This is a genomic window from Streptococcus infantis, assembly GCF_047463275.1.
In the GTDB taxonomy this organism is placed as follows: domain Bacteria; phylum Bacillota; class Bacilli; order Lactobacillales; family Streptococcaceae; genus Streptococcus; species Streptococcus infantis_AF.
Window position 1 is genome coordinate 114,888 of the sequence record NZ_JASHEE010000003.1, and the last position, 17,076, is coordinate 131,963.

Annotated in this window: 20 protein-coding genes; all 20 read left to right on the plus strand. The window is 41.4% G+C overall.

Annotation, left to right across the window (positions count from 1 at the left end):
- Positions 1 to 24 precede the first annotated feature (24 nt).
- The 20 genes from QM923_RS05215 to QM923_RS05310 all read left to right on the plus strand — a co-directional run bounded on the left by QM923_RS05215 (position 25) and on the right by QM923_RS05310 (position 16,970).
- Entirely contained in the window at positions 25 to 1,176 is a 1,152-nt protein-coding gene (locus QM923_RS05215; RefSeq protein ID WP_414291125.1) for a glycoside hydrolase family 3 protein, read from the plus strand.
- Between the two features lie 165 nt (positions 1,177 to 1,341).
- The gene (gene rimP / locus QM923_RS05220; RefSeq protein WP_004251813.1) at positions 1,342 to 1,821 is read left to right on the plus strand and encodes a ribosome maturation factor RimP; all 480 of its coding nucleotides are present in this window, start codon (positions 1,342 to 1,344) and stop codon (positions 1,819 to 1,821) included.
- A gap of 41 nt (positions 1,822 to 1,862) precedes the next feature.
- A complete protein-coding gene (gene nusA / locus QM923_RS05225) occupies positions 1,863 to 2,999 on the plus strand; it encodes a transcription termination factor NusA (RefSeq protein WP_004251816.1) in 1,137 nt (378 codons plus the stop codon).
- Between the two features lie 21 nt (positions 3,000 to 3,020).
- Complete coding sequence (rnpM, locus tag QM923_RS05230; protein ID WP_006144965.1) at positions 3,021 to 3,314, plus strand: RNase P modulator RnpM; 294 nt, start codon at positions 3,021 to 3,023, stop codon at positions 3,312 to 3,314.
- The gene (locus tag QM923_RS05235; RefSeq protein WP_414291126.1) at positions 3,307 to 3,606 is read left to right on the plus strand and encodes a YlxQ-related RNA-binding protein; all 300 of its coding nucleotides are present in this window, start codon (positions 3,307 to 3,309) and stop codon (positions 3,604 to 3,606) included. The genes rnpM and QM923_RS05235 overlap by 8 nt, the downstream gene beginning before the upstream one ends.
- Positions 3,607 to 3,622: 16 nt before the next feature.
- Positions 3,623 to 6,364 (plus strand): translation initiation factor IF-2, encoded by a 2,742-nt coding sequence (infB, locus tag QM923_RS05240; protein WP_414291127.1) that lies wholly within the window; start codon positions 3,623 to 3,625, stop codon positions 6,362 to 6,364.
- 166 nt (positions 6,365 to 6,530) lie between these two features.
- Complete coding sequence (gene rbfA / locus QM923_RS05245; RefSeq protein ID WP_004251823.1) at positions 6,531 to 6,881, plus strand: 30S ribosome-binding factor RbfA; 351 nt, start codon at positions 6,531 to 6,533, stop codon at positions 6,879 to 6,881.
- A gap of 153 nt (positions 6,882 to 7,034) precedes the next feature.
- On the plus strand, positions 7,035 to 7,814 hold the full coding sequence (locus tag QM923_RS05250) for a hypothetical protein (RefSeq protein WP_070677044.1): 780 nt from the start codon (positions 7,035 to 7,037) through the stop codon (positions 7,812 to 7,814).
- Positions 7,815 to 7,915: 101 nt separating this feature from the next.
- Positions 7,916 to 8,149, plus strand: a complete 234-nt coding sequence (locus QM923_RS05255) for a DUF1858 domain-containing protein (RefSeq protein WP_000368732.1) — start codon at positions 7,916 to 7,918, stop codon at positions 8,147 to 8,149.
- Positions 8,149 to 9,483, plus strand: a complete 1,335-nt coding sequence (locus tag QM923_RS05260; protein WP_414291128.1) for a DUF438 domain-containing protein — start codon at positions 8,149 to 8,151, stop codon at positions 9,481 to 9,483. The genes QM923_RS05255 and QM923_RS05260 overlap by 1 nt, the downstream gene beginning before the upstream one ends.
- A gap of 9 nt (positions 9,484 to 9,492) precedes the next feature.
- Complete coding sequence (locus QM923_RS05265) at positions 9,493 to 9,747, plus strand: DUF1912 family protein (protein ID WP_004251830.1); 255 nt, start codon at positions 9,493 to 9,495, stop codon at positions 9,745 to 9,747.
- Between the two features lie 235 nt (positions 9,748 to 9,982).
- Complete coding sequence (locus tag QM923_RS05270; RefSeq protein WP_024053819.1) at positions 9,983 to 10,273, plus strand: DUF4651 domain-containing protein; 291 nt, start codon at positions 9,983 to 9,985, stop codon at positions 10,271 to 10,273.
- Positions 10,270 to 10,587 (plus strand): thioredoxin family protein, encoded by a 318-nt coding sequence (locus tag QM923_RS05275; RefSeq protein ID WP_414291129.1) that lies wholly within the window; start codon positions 10,270 to 10,272, stop codon positions 10,585 to 10,587. The genes QM923_RS05270 and QM923_RS05275 overlap by 4 nt, the downstream gene beginning before the upstream one ends.
- 9 nt (positions 10,588 to 10,596) lie before the next feature.
- On the plus strand, positions 10,597 to 11,223 hold the full coding sequence (gene ytpR / locus QM923_RS05280) for a YtpR family tRNA-binding protein (RefSeq protein WP_414291130.1): 627 nt from the start codon (positions 10,597 to 10,599) through the stop codon (positions 11,221 to 11,223).
- A gap of 41 nt (positions 11,224 to 11,264) precedes the next feature.
- A complete protein-coding gene (locus QM923_RS05285; protein WP_414291131.1) occupies positions 11,265 to 12,026 on the plus strand; it encodes an SDR family NAD(P)-dependent oxidoreductase in 762 nt (253 codons plus the stop codon).
- Positions 12,027 to 12,101: 75 nt separating this feature from the next.
- Positions 12,102 to 12,497: a single-stranded DNA-binding protein gene (locus tag QM923_RS05290; RefSeq protein ID WP_075566369.1), complete on the plus strand. Its 396-nt coding sequence runs from the start codon at positions 12,102 to 12,104 to the stop codon at positions 12,495 to 12,497.
- Positions 12,498 to 12,685: 188 nt separating this feature from the next.
- Complete coding sequence (locus QM923_RS05295) at positions 12,686 to 13,669, plus strand: substrate-binding domain-containing protein (RefSeq protein ID WP_250306798.1); 984 nt, start codon at positions 12,686 to 12,688, stop codon at positions 13,667 to 13,669.
- On the plus strand, positions 13,669 to 14,985 hold the full coding sequence (locus QM923_RS05300) for a sensor histidine kinase (protein WP_414291132.1): 1,317 nt from the start codon (positions 13,669 to 13,671) through the stop codon (positions 14,983 to 14,985). The genes QM923_RS05295 and QM923_RS05300 overlap by 1 nt, the downstream gene beginning before the upstream one ends.
- A 6-nt stretch (positions 14,986 to 14,991) precedes the next feature.
- Positions 14,992 to 15,675 carry a response regulator transcription factor gene (locus QM923_RS05305; protein ID WP_004251853.1) on the plus strand — a complete coding sequence of 228 codons (684 nt, stop codon included), beginning with the start codon at positions 14,992 to 14,994 and terminating at the stop codon, positions 15,673 to 15,675.
- Positions 15,672 to 16,970 (plus strand): ABC transporter substrate-binding protein, encoded by a 1,299-nt coding sequence (locus QM923_RS05310; RefSeq protein WP_414291133.1) that lies wholly within the window; start codon positions 15,672 to 15,674, stop codon positions 16,968 to 16,970. The genes QM923_RS05305 and QM923_RS05310 overlap by 4 nt, the downstream gene beginning before the upstream one ends.
- Positions 16,971 to 17,076: the final 106 nt, after the last annotated feature.

A 17,076-nucleotide genomic window follows, 5' to 3' on the forward strand; every position in this document is an offset into this window, starting at 1 on the left:
GATAAGTGGTATAATGTAGGGGTTATGAGAAGAAGCATAAAACCTGTTGTAGTCTATCTTTTCTTTCTCCTTGTGATAGGTGGTCTGATTTTTTTGGATCATCAACACCATCGACAAGCAGATGTGCAAGTAGAAAAAACTGAGAAAACTACACAAAACAGTGAAACAGATAAGGATAAGGTTGTTGAAGATAGATTAGCTAAGATGACTTTGGAGGAGAAAGTAGGACAATTATTCTGGGCTAGAGTTCCTGCCAATAATCAAATAGAAGATCTCAAATCCTATCATTTGTCTGGTTATATCTTATTTGGACGAGATTTTGAAGGACGAACCTTAGAGGATATGAAGGCTTTGACAAGTCGCTACCAGGCCGTTTCCAAGACACCTTTGTTAATTGGTTCCGATGAAGAAGGAGGAACAGTAACTCGTATCAGTTCGATTTTGGAGACTCCTTTCCAATCTCCTATGACCCTTTATCATCAAGGAGGGATGGAGGCTGTTCTTTCTGATACTAGGAAAAAGGCAGAGGTGCTGAAATCTGTTGGTATCAATGCTGGACTCTTTCCTGTTGCGGATCTTGCAGGTGATTCATCAGCCTTTATTTACGATCGGACCATCGGACAAGATGCCCAAACAACTGCAAGTTATGTTAAGCAAGTTGTAGAAGAACTTCAAAAGAATAAGGTCGGTTCAACCTTGAAGCATTTCCCAGGATATGGTGATAATGGAGACAGTCATACCGACATTATCCGAGACAACCGCTCTTTGGATGATTTAAGGCAAGCAGATTTTCTACCCTTTCAAGCTGGCATAGATGCAGGTGCGGATAGTATTTTAGTTTCTCACAACATCCTGACTAAAATTGATACAGTGCCGTCATCCATCTCGCCAAAAATCAACGAAATTCTTCGCAAGGAGCTGAATTTTAAAGGGGTCATAATGACGGATGATTTAGATATGGCAGGATTAGCCCATTTTGTCAGTCAGGATGAAGCTGCTCTCCAGGTAATATTAGCTGGAAATGATCTAATCCTAGGTTCTTCCTACCAAACTCAGATTCCTTATCTATTAAAGAAAATTTCTTCTGGGGACTTGACAGAAGAGCGTATTGATGAGTCTGTAAGACGTATTTTAGCATGGAAATATGACTTGGGATTATTAGATAGGTCTCAGTAAAAGGAAACGTCATTTATAAAATCATGCAGAAACCATAGAAGGAACGCTTTCTATTGGTTGTGAAAAGGTCAAATCCTTGCAGGTTGGATTGATTTGTGTTATACTAATAACAAGAATATAAGAAAGAGAGGCGGGGAGATATCTTCGCCTCTTGCTTATGAGGAGGTGGACGCAATCGCAACTATCGTTGAATTAGTCAGAGAAGTCGTAGAACCTGTTATTGAAGCTCCTTTTGAACTCGTAGATATCGAGTACGGAAAGATTGGCAGTGACATGATTCTTAGTATTTTTGTAGACAAGCCTGAAGGAATCACCTTGAATGATACGGCAGACTTGACTGAAATTATCAGTCCTGTCCTAGATACTATCAAGCCGGATCCCTTCCCAGAACAATATTTCCTAGAAATTACAAGTCCAGGATTGGAGCGTCCTTTGAAAACCAAGGAAGCAGTCGCTGGAGCGGTTGGGAAATATATCCATGTCGGGCTCTATCAAGCCATCGATAAGCAAAAGGTTTTTGAAGGAACCTTGTTGTCCTTTGAAGAGGATGAGTTGACTATGGAATATATGGATAAAACTCGCAAAAAAACAGTCCAAATTCCATATAACTTGGTATCAAAAGCACGTTTAGCAGTAAAATTATAGAAAGAAAGGATAACTTTTGAGAATTCAAAAGTAAAAAGAACATGAGTAAAGAAATGCTAGAGGCCTTCCGCATTTTGGAAGAAGACAAGGGAATCAAGAAAGAAGATATCATCGACGCAGTAGTAGAATCACTTCGTTCTGCTTACCGTAGACGCTATGGTCAATCTGATAGTGTAGCTATTGATTTCAACGAAAAGACAGGTGACTTTACTGTCTATACTGTCCGTGAAGTTGTTGATGAAGTATTTGATAGTCGTTTGGAAATCAGCTTGAAAGATGCTCTTGCCATTAATTCAGCCTATGAGCTTGGTGACAAAATCAAGTTTGAAGAGGCACCAGGAGAGTTTGGTCGTGTAGCAGCCCAGTCTGCTAAACAAACGATCATGGAAAAAATGCGCAAGCAAACACGTGCCATTACCTACAATACTTACAAAGAGCATGAACAAGAAATCATGTCAGGTACAGTAGAACGTTTTGACAACCGATTCATTTATGTTAACCTTGGCAGCATTGAAGCCCAATTGTCAAAACAAGACCAAATTCCTGGAGAAGTGTTTGCTTCCCACGATCGTATCGAAGTTTATGTCTACAAAGTGGAAGACAACCCTCGTGGAGTTAACGTTTTTGTCAGCCGTAGCCACCCAGAAATGATCAAACGTTTGATGGAGCAAGAAATTCCAGAAGTTTATGATGGAACTGTTGAAATCATGAGCGTAGCTCGTGAAGCAGGTGACCGTACAAAGGTTGCTGTTCGTAGCCACAATCCTAACGTGGATGCTATCGGAACAATCGTTGGACGTGGTGGTGCTAACATCAAGAAAATCACTAGCAAATTCCACCCAGCTCGCTACGATGCTAAGAGCGACCGCATGATTCCTGTAGAAGAAAACATCGACGTTATCGAATGGGTAGCAGATCCAGCTGAGTTTATCTACAATGCCATTGCTCCTGCAGAAGTTGACCAAGTTATCTTTGACGAAAACGACAGCAAGCGTGCCTTGGTGGTTGTTCCAGATAACAAGCTTTCTCTTGCGATTGGTCGTCGTGGACAAAATGTTCGCTTAGCAGCACATTTGACTGGTTACCGCATCGATATCAAGTCTGCAAGTGAATTTGAAGCTATGGAAGAAGCAGGTCAAGTGGATTACGCTGAAACAGACGAATTGACTGAAGAATAAGATCTGCTAGAGGAGGGAAAGATGAAAACAAGAAAAATCCCTTTGCGCAAGTCTGTTGTTTCCAACGAAGTGATTGACAAGCGAGATTTACTTCGTATTGTCAAGAACAAAGAAGGTGAGGTCTTTATCGACCCGACAGGCAAGGCTAATGGCCGGGGCGCTTATATCAAGCTAGACAATGCAGAAGCCCTAGAGGCTAAAAAGAAAAAAGTCTTTAACCGTAGCTTTAATATGGAAGTTGAAGAAAGCTTTTATGACGAGTTGATCGCCTATGTTGATCACAAAGTAAAAAGAAGAGAGTTAGGACTTGAATAAGCAAAAAGTAAGTAATCTCTTGGGATTGGCTCAGCGAGCAGGGAAAATCATCTCGGGTGAGGAATTGGTGGTCAAGGCCATCCAAGACCAGAAAGCCAAGCTAGTCTTTCTAGCTCATGATGCTGGCCCCAATCTAACCAAGAAGATTCAGGATAAAAGCCACTATTATCAAGTAGAAGTTATTACCGTGTTTTCAACACTGGAATTAAGCATAGCAGTCGGAAAATCGAGAAAAGTTCTGGCTGTGACAGATGCTGGATTTACAAAGAAAATGAGGTCTCTTATGGAATAGAAGAGGAGGACATGATTTGTCTAAGAAAAGATTGTACGAAATCGCAAAAGAACTTGGAAAAGAAAGTAAGGATGTTGTAGCGCGTGCAAAAGAGCTGGGCTTGGAAGTGAAAAGCCATGCTTCAAGCGTAGAGGCTGCTGCTGCTGAAAAAATTATAGCTAGCTTTAAGCCTGCTGCTCCTAAGGCAGAGGCAAAACCTGCAGCGGCAAAAGCAAGTGAAGCGAAGGTGGAAAGTAAACCAGCTACGCCAGCAGCTCCTAAGGAAGAAAAAGTTGTAGCTGCAAGACCGCAGAGTCGAAACTTTAAGGCGGAACGTGAAGCGCGTGCCAAAGAGCAAGCGGAACGACGCAAGCAAAACAAGGGTAACAACCGCGATCAACAACAAAACGGTAACCGTCAAAAGAACGATAACCGTAATGGTGGGAAATCTGGTCAAGGGAACCGTGACAATCGTCGTTTTAACGACCAAGGGAAGAAACCACAAGGCCAAGGGAATCGTGGCAATGATTATCGCCAACAAGCTGATAATCGTCCCAACCAAGCTGGTCCTCGTATTGACTTTAAAGCCCGAGCAGCAGCTCTGAAGGCTGAGCAAAATGCAGAATACGCACGCTCAAGCGAGGAACGCTTCAAACAGTCTCAAGTTGCCAAAGAAGCCTTGGCTCAAGCTAATAAACGCAAGGAGCCAGAAGAAATCTTTGAGGAAGCTGCTAAACTAGCTGAACAAACTCAGCCTGTAGTTGAAGTAGCTCCTGTAGCCAAAGAGGCTGTAGTGGATACACGTCGTAAAAAGCAAGCTCGACCAGACAAAGATCGTGATGATTACGATCATGAGGAAGATGGTCCTAGAAAACAACAAAAGAATCGAAGTAGTCAGAATCAAGTGAGAAATCAAAGAAATAGTAACTGGAATAACAATAAGAAAAATAAAAAAGGCAATAAACAAAATAACCGTAATCAGGCTCCAAAACCTATTACAGAGCGTAAATTCCATGAATTGCCAACAGAATTTGAATACACAGATGGTATGACCGTTGCGGAAATCGCAAAACGTATCAAACGTGAACCAGCTGAGATTGTTAAGAAACTATTTATGATGGGCGTTATGGCCACTCAAAACCAATCTTTGGATGGAGAAACAATCGAACTCCTCATGGTTGATTATGGAATTGAAGCTAAACAAAAGGTAGAAGTGGACAATGCGGATATCGAACGTTTCTTCGTCGAAGATGGCTATCTGAATGAAGATAAGTTAGTTGAACGTCCACCAGTTGTAACCATCATGGGACACGTTGACCATGGTAAAACAACCCTTTTGGATACCCTGCGTAATTCTCGTGTCGCTACAGGAGAAGCAGGTGGTATCACCCAGCATATTGGTGCCTACCAGATTGAGGAAAATGGCAAGAAGATTACCTTCCTTGATACACCTGGACACGCGGCATTTACTTCTATGCGTGCACGTGGTGCCTCTGTTACCGATATTACCATCTTGGTCGTAGCGGCAGATGACGGGGTTATGCCTCAAACTATCGAAGCCATCAACCACTCAAAAGCAGCTAATGTTCCAATTATCGTTGCTATTAACAAGATTGATAAACCAGGTGCTAACCCAGAACGTGTAATCGGTGAATTGGCTGAACACGGTGTTATGTCAACTGCCTGGGGTGGTGATTCTGAGTTTGTAGAAATCTCAGCCAAATTCAACCAAAATATCGATGAACTCTTGGAAACTGTCCTTCTTGTAGCTGAAATTCAAGAGCTCAAAGCAGACCCAACCGTTCGTGCCATCGGTACCGTTATTGAAGCTCGTTTGGATAAAGGAAAAGGTGCGGTTGCAACCCTCCTTGTTCAACAAGGTACCTTGAATGTCCAAGACCCAATCGTTGTTGGTAATACTTTCGGACGTGTCCGTGCCATGACCAATGACCTTGGACGTCGTGTTAAGGTTGCAGGACCATCAACACCAGTATCTATTACAGGTTTGAACGAAGCACCGATGGCGGGTGATCACTTTGCCGTTTATGAAGATGAGAAGTCTGCTCGTGCAGCTGGTGAAGAACGTGCCAAACGTGCTCTTATGAAACAACGTCAAGCTACACAGCGTGTAAGCCTTGAAAACCTCTTTGACACTCTTAAAGCTGGTGAACTTAAGTCTGTTAACGTCATCATCAAAGCCGACGTACAAGGTTCAGTTGAAGCCCTCTCTGCCTCACTACAAAAGATTGATGTGGAAGGTGTAAAAGTTACCATCGTCCACTCAGCAGTTGGTGCTATCAACGAATCTGACGTGACTCTTGCGGAAGCTTCAAATGCCTTTATCGTTGGTTTCAACGTACGTCCTACACCACAAGCTCGCCAACAAGCAGAAGCAGACGATGTAGAAATCCGTCTCCACAGCATCATCTACAAGGTTATCGAAGAGATGGAAGAAGCCATGAAAGGGATGTTGGATCCTGAATTTGAAGAAAAGGTTATCGGTGAAGCGATTATCCGTGAAACCTTCAAAGTGTCTAAAGTCGGAACAATCGGTGGATTTATGGTTACTAGCGGTAAAGTTACCCGTGACTCTAAAGTCCGTGTTATTCGTGACGGTGTCGTTATTTACGATGGTGAACTTGCAAGCTTGAAACACTATAAAGATGACGTCAAAGAAGTTACAAACGGCCGTGAAGGTGGTCTCATGATTGATGGCTACAATGATATCAAGATGGATGATGTGATTGAGGCATACGTCATGGAAGAAATTAAACGCTAATAGAGAAACGATAGCTCATTTGACTCGTTGTCAACAGCGCCTTGATGAACCCTTAGTTCTATCTAAGGCTTGCTTCCTAGATTCAAATGGCTCTTGTTCCTCTATCTTCTAGAAATAGCTAGGTCTGCTGGCCTAGCTTTTGATTCAATAGAGAGGAAGGAATAGCATGGGAAATCATTTCCGTACGGATCGTGTAGGCATGGAAATCAAACGCGAAGTCAATGAGATTTTGCAAAAGAAAGTCCGTGATCCTCGTGTCCAAGGAGTGACCATCACAGATGTTCAGATGCTAGGTGACTTGTCTGTAGCTAAGGTTTACTACACCATTTTGAGTAATCTTGCTTCAGATAATCAAAAGGCCCAAATTGGCCTTGAAAAAGCAACCGGAACTATCAAACGTGAGCTTGGTCACAATTTGAAATTGTATAAAATTCCAGACTTGACCTTCGTCAAAGACGAATCCATCGAGTATGGAAACAAGATTGACGAAATGTTACGCAATCTGGATAAAAAATAAGAAAGAGGGGTAACCCTCTTTTTTGTTTAGAAGAAGGAGGGTATTCTAGACTTAAAGGCTAATCAGAAAGAAAAAATAAGTTCTTAAAATTTCTTTTATGGAGCAAATATGATATGATATAGTTCAAATTGAAAGAAAAAGAGAAGAAACTAGATGTCTAAACAAGATTTAGCTATGCAAGTATTGCAACAAGTCGTGAAACTCCCTGTTGTTAAAGTTGATCGTTCAAAATTTTTAGTAGATAAATTTTCCAAACTATTAGACCCAAAAGATATTCCTCGATTACTAGAAGAGGGACCAACAGCCTTGTTATCCCAGGATATTTTAGATAAAGTTGCCGATTCTTGTATTAAGGATAATGTTCTATTGGCGAGTGGAACTTCTGTTCTTGCAGGTATTCCTGGTGGTCTAGCCCTTGCAATCACCATTCCAACTGATGTTGCTCAGTTTTATGCTTTCTCCTTAAAACTAGCGCAAGAATTGGGATATATTTATGGCTATGATGATCTTTGGGCTTCACGAAATGAATTGAGTGAAGAAGCCAAAAATACGCTCTTGCTCTATCTCGGGGTCATGCTTGGGGTCAATAGTGCTGGAGCCCTCCTTCGAGCTGGGGGAGTATCAGTTGCTAAACATGTCATGAAGACAGTTCCCCAGAAGGCTTTGGCTAAGACTTTGTGGTATCCCATTTTAGAAAAAGTTTTGAAAATTTTTGGGGTGAATCTGACAAAGGGAGGCTTTGCAAAAGGAATGGGCAAATTTATCCCAATCCTAGGAGGTGTCGTTTCAGGTGGTTTAACCTATACGACTATGAAACCTATGGGTAAAAGTTTGCAAAGAGAATTATCCAAACTAGTCAATTATAGTGAAGCTCAGTATCAAAGAGATGTAGAAACGATTCGAAAAGAAGCAGAAATCATCGAAGTAGAGTAATGGGAAGAAACTAGTAGGCTTGTACTGCTAGTTTTTTTATCCTAGCCCTTGTGGTATAATAAAAAAAGAAAATCTAGTGTGAAAACAGAATGGAGGTTGTGATGGATAATATTATTGACGTATCTATTCCCGTTGCGGAAGTGGTGGATAAACATCCAGAAGTTTTAGATATTTTGGTTGAGCTTGGTTTCAAACCACTTGCAAATCCCTTGATGCGTAATACTGTAGGGCGAAAAGTTTCGCTCAAACAAGGTTCCAAGCTTGAAGGGACTCCTATGGATAAGATTGTGCGTACGCTTGAAGCAAATGGTTACGAAGTGATCGGGTTAGACTAATGACAGATGAACGTATTCATATCCTGCGGGATATTTTATTAGAATTGCATAATGGAGCCTCTCCAGAGTCCGTTCAGGAACGCTTTGATGCGACCTTTACTGGTGTATCTGCTATCGAGATTTCCCTCATGGAGCACGAGTTGATGAACTCTGACTCAGGCGTTACCTTTGAAGATGTCATGGAACTCTGCGATGTGCATGCCAATCTCTTTAAAAATGCTGTTAAGGGCGTAGAAGTTGAAGATACCGAACATCCTGGTCATCCTGTGCGTGTCTTTAAGGATGAAAATCTAGCTCTCCGTGCTGCCTTGATTCGGGTCCGTAGATTGCTCTCGACTTATGAATCTGTGGACGATGAGGAAATGTTGGTTGAGATGCGCAAAGGCTTGGTACGTCAGATGGGGCTTGTTGGTCAATTTGATATCCACTACCAGCGCAAGGAAGAGCTCTTTTTTCCCATCATGGAACGTTATGGGCATGATTCACCTCCCAAAGTCATGTGGGGAGTGGATGATCAGATTAGGGATCTCTTTCAAACAGCCTTAGTGGCAACTAAGTCGCTCCCAGAAGTGCCAATTTCCGCTGTGAAGGAAGCTTTTGAAGCTTTTGCGACAGAGTTTGAAAGTATGATTTTTAAGGAAGAATCAATCCTTCTCATGATTCTGCTTGAATCCTTTACCCAGGATGACTGGATTCAGATTGCTGAGGAAAGTGATGCCTATGGATATGCTATTATCCGTCCGTCTGAGAAATGGGTTCCTGAACGTCAAAGTTTTGTTGAGGAAAAAAGTGTAGAAGAACCAACTCAGCCAGAAACTATAGATGGACAAGTTCAGCAAGTGATCGATACGCCAGAAGGTCAGTTTACTATCACCTTTACACCAAAGGAAAAGGAAACGCTGCTAGATCGCAATAGCCAGCAGGCTTTTGGCAATGGCTATCTCTCAGTTGAACAGGCGAATCTTATCCTTAATCATTTGCCGATGGAGATTACCTTTGTTAATAAGGATGATATCTTCCAGTATTATAACGATAATACGCCAGCAGATGAAATGATTTTCAAGCGGGCACCGTCTCAGGTTGGACGAAACGTCGAACTATGCCATCCACCAAAATATTTGGAGAAGGTCAAAGCCATTATGCAAGGTCTTCGTGAAGGGAAAAAAGACAAGTACGAGATGTGGTTCAAGTCAGAATCACGTGGAAAGTTTGTCCATGTCACTTACGCAGCTGTCCACGATCAAGCAGGAGAGTTTCAAGGAGTTTTGGAATATGTTCAGGACATCCAACCCTACCGTGAAATTGATACAGACTTTTTCCGTGGATTAGAATAAGGAGAAAAAATGAGTTACGAGCAAGAATTTATGAAGGAATTTGAAGCCTGGGTTAATACCCAGATTATGATCAACGATATGGCTCTTAAGGAAAGTCAAAAGGTCTATGAAGAAGATCAAGATGAGCGCGCTAAAGATGCCATGATTCGCTACGAGAGTCGCTTGGATGCCTACCAGTTCTTACTAGGTAAATTTGAAAACTTCAAGGCAGGCAAGGGGTTCCATGATTTACCAGAAGGTTTGTTTGGCGAGAGAAATTATTAATGTTTAGAAATTAGAAAGGAGGCTGGGACAAAAGTCCTAGCCTCTCAATTGTCTTTGGATTGTCGAGCAAGACGCAGTGGTTGAGTGGGCTCTACTACGCTGATTTCATCAGCTTTTACAGCCCTACTCAACTGTGCGGAGGTGGGACGACGAAATCGAATTCTAACGAATTACCGATTTCTGTCCCACTCTCTTTTTCATTGTTCCTTGAGCCTTTTTGTGTTACAATGTTAGCATGAAAACGAAAAATATTATTAAAACAGGTTTAGTCGTGGCAGGGCTTGGAGCACTTGCCTTTGGTGCTAAGAAAGTAGCTGATGATCACAAACTCATGAAGACACAGGAAGAGTTAACTGCTATTGTGCGTGACTATTTCTCAGAAATGGGTGAGATTGGGACTCTCTATGTCCAAGTATATGAAAGTAGCCTAGAACGTCTTGTTGGTGGTGTCATTTTTGAAGATGGTCGTCACTATACCTTTGTCTATGAAGATGAAGATCTCATCTACGAGGAGGAAGTCTTATGATTTCTCCTAAAAATATAGAAGAAATAGCAAATCTAGTAGAGCAGGATGGCAAGAAGGTCTTCCTTTTTGTTGCGGATTGGTGTGGCGATTGCCGTTATATCTATCCTGCCTTGCCAGAGATTGAAGAGGCAAATCCAGAGTTCACTTTTATACGGGTAGACCGAGATGAGTACATGGAGCTTGCTAAACTTTGGGATGTATACGGGATTCCAAGTCTTGTTGTTTTAGACAAGGACAAGGAGATTGGACGTTTTGTCAATCGTGACCGTAAAACCAAGGGGCAAATCAATAACTTTTTAGCAAGTTTGAAATAGGAGAAAAGAATGATTTTTACATATAATAAAGAACATGTCGGCGATGTCCTTATGGTCATCGTGAAAAACAGTGGAGATGCCAAACTAGATGTTGAGCGTAAAGGTAATGTTGCGCGTGTTTTCCTAAAAGAAAATGGTGAGACTGTCGCTTGGAACATTTTTGAAGTTTCTAACTTATTTGAGATTGAGAATCGCGGGCAAGTCTTTTTAACTGACGAGCAAGTAGCACGTTTGAACCAAGAATTGCAGGAAGAAGGGTTTGCTGAAGAAATCATCAACGACAAGGAACCCAAATTTGTGGTTGGAGAGATTGTAGAAATGGTTGCGCATCCAGATAGTGACCACCTCAATATCTGCCAAGTTGCTGTTGGAAATGACAAAACAGTACAAATCGTTGCTGGTGCTCCCAATGCACGTGTTGGTTTGAAAACCATTGTTGCTCTTCCTGGAGCCATGATGCCAAAAGGCAATCTCATTTTCCCAGGGGAACTTCGTGGGGAAAAGAGTTTTGGTATGATGTGTAGTCCTCGTGAACTTGCCTTGCCAAATGCTCCCCAAAAACGTGGTGTCATTGAATTATCAGACGACCAGGTAGTTGGAACACCCTTTGACCCAGCTACACACTGGACTGCTTAATCACTAAAAGTGATTTATAATCTTTGCTTGAGGGAAATAAGATGGCAAAAAATGTAGTCATTACAGGTGCAACATCAGGTATTGGTGAAGCAATTGCGCGTGCATATCTAGAAAAAGGTGAGAATGTTGTACTCACAGGACGTCGAACAGAAAGGCTCAAAACTCTAAAAACTGAGTTCGCAGAAGCCTTTCCAAATCAAGAAGTCTGGACCTTTCCGTTAGATGTTACAGATATGAGCATGGTAAAGACTGTTTGTTCAGAAATTTTAGAGACAGTTGGTCAGGTTGATATCTTGGTCAATAATGCTGGACTGGCTCTAGGTTTATCGCCTTATCAGGACTATGAAGAGTTGGATATGTTGACCATGCTGGATACCAATGTCAAGGGCTTGATGGCGGTTACTCGTTGTCTCTTGCCTTCCATGGTAGCAGCTAATCAAGGGCACATTATCAATATGGGTTCTACTGCAGGGATTTACGCATATGCTGGTGCAGCAGTCTATTCAGCAACCAAGGCTGCAGTCAAAACCTTTTCAGATGGGCTTCGGATTGACACCATTGCGACAGATATCAAGGTGACCACTATTCAGCCAGGAATTGTAGAAACTGATTTTTCAAAAGTCCGTTTCCATGGAGATGAGGCACGGGCGGCGACGGTCTATCAGGGACTCGAAGCTTTGCAGGCGCAAGATATCGCTGATACTGTAGTTTATGTGACCAGTCAACCACGACGAGTACAAATCACAGATATGACCATCATGGCCAATCAACAAGCAACTGGATTTATGATTCATAGAGATTAATATTATTTTTAAAAAAGTTACAAATCTTGTAACTTTTTTTCTTTTCCTTCGAATAGATAAGTAGGAGGATGAAAAATGTATAATAAAGTTATTATGATTGGACGTTTAACGTCTACACCAGAATTGCACAAAACCAACAATGACAAGTCAGTGGCTCGTGCGACTATTGCTATTAATCGTCGTTTCAAGGACCAAAATGGGGAACGTGAAGCTGACTTCATCAATATTGTTGTTTGGGGAAAACTTGCTGAAACTTTGGCTAGCTATGCAAGTAAAGGTAGTCTCATTTCTGTAGACGGGGAGCTTCGTACCCGTAAGTTCGAGAAGAATGGTCAGACAAACTATGTGACCGAGGTTCTCGCTACAGGTTTCCAACTTTTAGAAAGTCGTGCCCAACGTGCTATGCGTGAAAATAATGCCGGCCAAGACTTAGCAGATTTAGTTTTAGAAGAAGAGGAACTTCCCTTCTAGTAATAATAAAGAAAGCTGGTTCGTCAATAGACCAGCTTTTTTGGTTTATAATAGTCAAATGATTCGGGAATTATTTCTTTGAAATAAAATAGTTAAATGCATTTGTACAATAAAATCAAGCACTTTTTTTGAAAAAATAGTAAAATAAAGTAAAGTATATTCAAAATTTTCAGAAAAAGGAACGAAGCTTGAAGGGAAACAAAGAGAAAAAAGAATTGTTGAAATGGCTGATAAAGCGTATATTATTGCTGCTCCCAGTGGTCTGTACTCTCTTTTGGATTTTTGGCCGTTGTCAAACAAGTGGCATCAAGGATCAGACTAAAATTGGTGTAACCTATATGACCATGAATAATGAGTTCTATAAAAGTATTCATTCGGAAATTAGTAGAATTTCCGATGAAAGAGGAGCTCTTGTTTGCGTCCGAGATCCAGAATTGGATGAAGAAAGGCAGAGCAAGCAGATTGATGATTTTTGTGCTCAAAAAGTTGATGTGATTGTGATCAATCCGGTCAAGGGGGATAGCCAGTCCATTTTAACTGCTCTTGAAAAAGCTAGAAAACAAGGAATTAAAATCATTGCAGTCGATACCCAACTGAAAAATTTTAAGCCCGATGCAAGTATTGTATCTGATAACTACCAAGCGGGAGTAATGATTGCTAAAGAGCTCATGAAACGTTCTTCTAGCGCTCGAGTCCTCCTTTTGGAGCATAAAGGGACTGTCTCAGCAGATACGCGGATTCAGGGGTTTAAAGACACTATAGAGGGGCACAGTTCTTATCAGATTGTATCGGAACTAGAAACCAAGGGGCAAACGGAGATCGCCATGCCGGCTGTCCAGAATTTTTTACAATCAGGGGTTGAAATTGATACCTTGGTTGCCTTAAATGACCGCTCGGCTATAGGAGCTTTAGCTGCAATTAAGGAGCAAGGAAATAGCCAGTCCATTGCAATTTATGGAATTGATGGCTCACCAGATATGAAATCCTTGTTGCACTCGACGGATGATGTAGTGGGAACCGTTGCTCAATCTCCCTTGAAGATGGGAGACCGTGTTATGGAAGTTATCCAAGATATTTCTGAAGGGAAGAGCTATACCAAAGAGGTGATTATTCCAGTTGAAATGATGACAAAGGAAAACATTGATCAGTTTGATGTGAATGGGTGGCAGTAATGAGAAAGTTTAGAGGTGTTCGATACAGTTTGGCCATTCTTATGGTCGTGAATTTTATTGCTGTTATGCTCAACAGCATCATCTATCTTCAAGCAACCAACTATATCATCGCTCAACGCCAAGCCTCTCTATTATTGGAGCGCCTAGAGCGTATTCCTTTTGCTCCATCTACGACTTTTTGGTTGTCAGCAATCTTATTTGCTGGGATTGCCTTAATATCAATGAGTCGTTATAGACCTCAAACAAGTCGATGGTCCATTTTTGATAAGAGGAATCTTCTGGAGATTCTCCTGATGCTACTGTTGATGTGGGTTCAGAACATAGCTTATAACGGGCTCATTCTCTTGGTTTTTGCGGATATCTTCTATGGCTCCAAAGAGTTGAATACCAAGAGAGATCGGAAGTATTGGTTTGCCTTTATCCTAGTGAGCTTCTTGATGCTCCTTGTAACCAATTCAGACGTCTTTTCGCTTTTCTTCCCAATTCCTTCTCTTGATACCTATATTTATTTTTATCCTGAATCTATCCGTATTTTGGCCTTTTTCTTAAAGAATTCCCTCTACGCCTTGAATATGGTACTCTTCATTATTTCACTTTTATTTTATATCATGAATGTCCTTGCGGAAAATCATGAAGTTGAACAAGAGCTGGCCATGGTGTCCAAGGTTAATACCGAGTTGAACAACTATATGGCCTTATCTGAGAAGATTGCGGAGGATCGGGAGCGCAAGCGGATTGCTCGGGAGATTCACGATACCTTGGGACACGCGTTAACAGGGATTTCAGCAGGTTTAGATGCTGTCGGGGTCTTGATTGATATCAATCCAAGTCGTGCCAAAGAACAGGTAAAAAACGTATCAGAAGTCGTCCGTGAAGGAATCCAGGATGTGAGAGGCTCTCTAAATCGCCTTCGTCCAGGAGCCCTTGAGGAGCGAACTCTCAAAGATGCTTTAGAAAAGACAATCCGCGAATACCAAATTCTTTCAAACTTGCAAGTTGATCTCAACTATGAATGGATCGATGTCGATATGGACGTCATGATTGAAGATACAATCTTTCGTGTGATACAAGAATCTATGACTAATGCGGTTCGCCACGGTCATGCCAGCCACATGGACCTCCATTTTTTTGAGGACGAAGAAGATTACATGATTGAGTTGCAGGATAATGGAGTTGGGTTTGAAACTTTGACCTATGGCTACGGACTCAAACAGATGATGGAGCGTATTTCAATTCTAGGAGGCCAGCTTCAATTTGAAAGTCGCGATGGATTTTTCACACGTGTTAGTTTACCAAAATATAAAGAAGGGAGATAAGAGATGATGATAAAAGTAATGGTGGCGGATGACCAGTCCTTGATTCGAGAATCTCTGAAAATTATTTTGTCGGCCTACTCAGATATTGAAGTGGTAGCCACAGTGGAAGATGGGAATCATGTCTTGTCTAGCATTCCACACTCGCATCCGGATTTAATCTTAATGGATATTCGGATGCCAGGCATGGATGGGGTTTTGGCTACAAAAGAAGTAAAAGAGCACTATCCGGATATCAAAATTATTATTTTAACAACCTTTGACGATGATGAATTTATCTATAGTGCGCTCAAGTATGGTGCTTCAGGGTATCTCTTAAAAGGAGCCTCGACAGAGGAGCTTTATGAAGCTATTAAGGTGGTACATCAGGGAGGAGCAATGATCAACCCTGATATCGCAAGCAAGGTCTTTCAAATTTTCTCACAAATGGCCAAATCAAATTTCTCTATTGCTGTGGATGAGGATAACGTTAAGGATTTGAGTACGACGGAATGGCGCATTATCCAAGAGATTGGCTATGGTGAGTCAAATAAAGAGATTGCGGCTAAACTCTTCTTATCAGAAGGAACTGTTCGTAATTACTTATCAACGATTTTGTCGAAATTAAACCTAAGAGATCGAACGCAATTAGCGATTTGGTCAGTCCAAACAGGAGTGACCCGACGTGATTTTTCAAAAGGAAATACGGAATGAAATTGAAGCGAAAGCAACTTTGTTTAGGGATTTGTCTCCTTTTTATGCTCTCTTTGAGTGCTGGTTTTTATTGGTGGAAACAGCAACCGACCGTCCTTCATATAGGAGTTTATGCAGGTTCTAGTTGGGATGTACCGACCAGTCAACGTTCCCATGCATTGGATCTTGCGATCCAAAAATTTGAAAAGTCCCATCCTAATGTTCGTGTGGAATATGAAAATGGAATTCCGCAGTCGGAATATTCAAACTGGCTCTCAGAAAAAATTGTATCAGGAAAGACCCCTGATGTGTTTATGGTTTCTGAGAAAGATTTGTCCTTATTGGCGGCACGTGGCGTTTTAGAAAAGTTAAACGGCTATATGAATAAAGAAGACCAAGTTGCTTTTTATCCTGTTGCATTTGAATCAGGTGTCTATCAGGGGCAAACCTATGCCTTGCCATATGAAAGTAATCCTATTTTGATGTGTGTCAATAAAGATTTGCTGGATAAAGAAGGCATTGAGGTTCCCAAAGAAGGTTGGAGCTTGGAAGAGTTCTATACAATTTGTAAAAAACTAACCAAAGATACCAATGGAGATGGTCAATTGGATCAGTTTGGGAGTACAGAATATACCTGGAAAGAAGCTTTGGCAGCAAATGGGGGTAGTCTCTTTCAAGGTGGGATGCTCAAACTTACGGCTCCAGAAGTCAAAGAATCTTTGACTTTTTTACAAAAATTGGAAGAGCTGAATAAGAACTATAAGGTGAGTTCCAAAGATTTTGACCAGGGGAAAGTAGCGTTTTACCCCATGACTTTGGCTCAATATAGGACTTATAAACCTTATCCCTATCATGTTTCCAAATATTCAAACTTCACCTGGACCTGTATTCCTATGCCTGCTAAGTCAAAAACCACCAAGGCGACTTTGGTTACGACTACTTCTTTTGCCATGTCGGCACGGACTCCTCATTCAAAGTTGGCTTGGGAATTGATGCGAGTGTTGACAGAAGATCCAGAAATTCAACAACTCCTCTTTGCTCAATCTCAAGGGATTTCCGTTATGCCACAGGTGGTCCAAAGTCAGTCTAGTAAAGACCTTCTACAGGTAGATGATTTTGGCACGGACTCCTTAACCAATCAGACCTTGAATCGTATCATGGAACAAGCTGTTGAGAGTAGTCCCAAGAATGTATCCAAAGAAGTGTTAGAAAAGCTGGACTATTTGATTAGCAATGCTTTACGCAATCAGGATGTTGAGAATCGCCTGCCGCAAATTCAAAGGGAGATTGAAAGTAGTCTTCAGATAGGAGTTTAAAGAAAATAAGATGACATCGTGTCAAGTGACAGATGTCATTTTTTTGTTGCTAAATGTCATGTTTATAATGTGACATTTGACAATGTAAAAGCGCTTCCAAATAATC

What these genes read in the sequence shown, in the direction of transcription:
- QM923_RS05215 (WP_414291125.1), top strand. Translation starts at nt 25, where the DNA reads ATGAGAAGAAGCATAAAACCTGTTGTAGTCTATCTTTTCTTTCTCCTT.
- nusA (WP_004251816.1), top strand. Translation starts at nt 1,863, where the DNA reads ATGAGTAAAGAAATGCTAGAGGCCTTCCGCATTTTGGAAGAAGACAAG.
- rnpM (WP_006144965.1), top strand. Translation starts at nt 3,021, where the DNA reads ATGAAAACAAGAAAAATCCCTTTGCGCAAGTCTGTTGTTTCCAACGAA.
- rbfA (WP_004251823.1), top strand. Translation starts at nt 6,531, where the DNA reads ATGGGAAATCATTTCCGTACGGATCGTGTAGGCATGGAAATCAAACGC.
- QM923_RS05250 (WP_070677044.1), top strand. Translation starts at nt 7,035, where the DNA reads ATGTCTAAACAAGATTTAGCTATGCAAGTATTGCAACAAGTCGTGAAA.
- QM923_RS05255 (WP_000368732.1), top strand. Translation starts at nt 7,916, where the DNA reads ATGGATAATATTATTGACGTATCTATTCCCGTTGCGGAAGTGGTGGAT.
- QM923_RS05260 (WP_414291128.1), top strand. Translation starts at nt 8,149, where the DNA reads ATGACAGATGAACGTATTCATATCCTGCGGGATATTTTATTAGAATTG.
- QM923_RS05265 (WP_004251830.1), top strand. Translation starts at nt 9,493, where the DNA reads ATGAGTTACGAGCAAGAATTTATGAAGGAATTTGAAGCCTGGGTTAAT.
- QM923_RS05270 (WP_024053819.1), top strand. Translation starts at nt 9,983, where the DNA reads ATGAAAACGAAAAATATTATTAAAACAGGTTTAGTCGTGGCAGGGCTT.
- QM923_RS05275 (WP_414291129.1), top strand. Translation starts at nt 10,270, where the DNA reads ATGATTTCTCCTAAAAATATAGAAGAAATAGCAAATCTAGTAGAGCAG.
- ytpR (WP_414291130.1), top strand. Translation starts at nt 10,597, where the DNA reads ATGATTTTTACATATAATAAAGAACATGTCGGCGATGTCCTTATGGTC.
- QM923_RS05285 (WP_414291131.1), top strand. Translation starts at nt 11,265, where the DNA reads ATGGCAAAAAATGTAGTCATTACAGGTGCAACATCAGGTATTGGTGAA.
- QM923_RS05290 (WP_075566369.1), top strand. Translation starts at nt 12,102, where the DNA reads ATGTATAATAAAGTTATTATGATTGGACGTTTAACGTCTACACCAGAA.
- QM923_RS05300 (WP_414291132.1), top strand. Translation starts at nt 13,669, where the DNA reads ATGAGAAAGTTTAGAGGTGTTCGATACAGTTTGGCCATTCTTATGGTC.
- QM923_RS05305 (WP_004251853.1), top strand. Translation starts at nt 14,992, where the DNA reads ATGATAAAAGTAATGGTGGCGGATGACCAGTCCTTGATTCGAGAATCT.
- QM923_RS05310 (WP_414291133.1), top strand. Translation starts at nt 15,672, where the DNA reads ATGAAATTGAAGCGAAAGCAACTTTGTTTAGGGATTTGTCTCCTTTTT.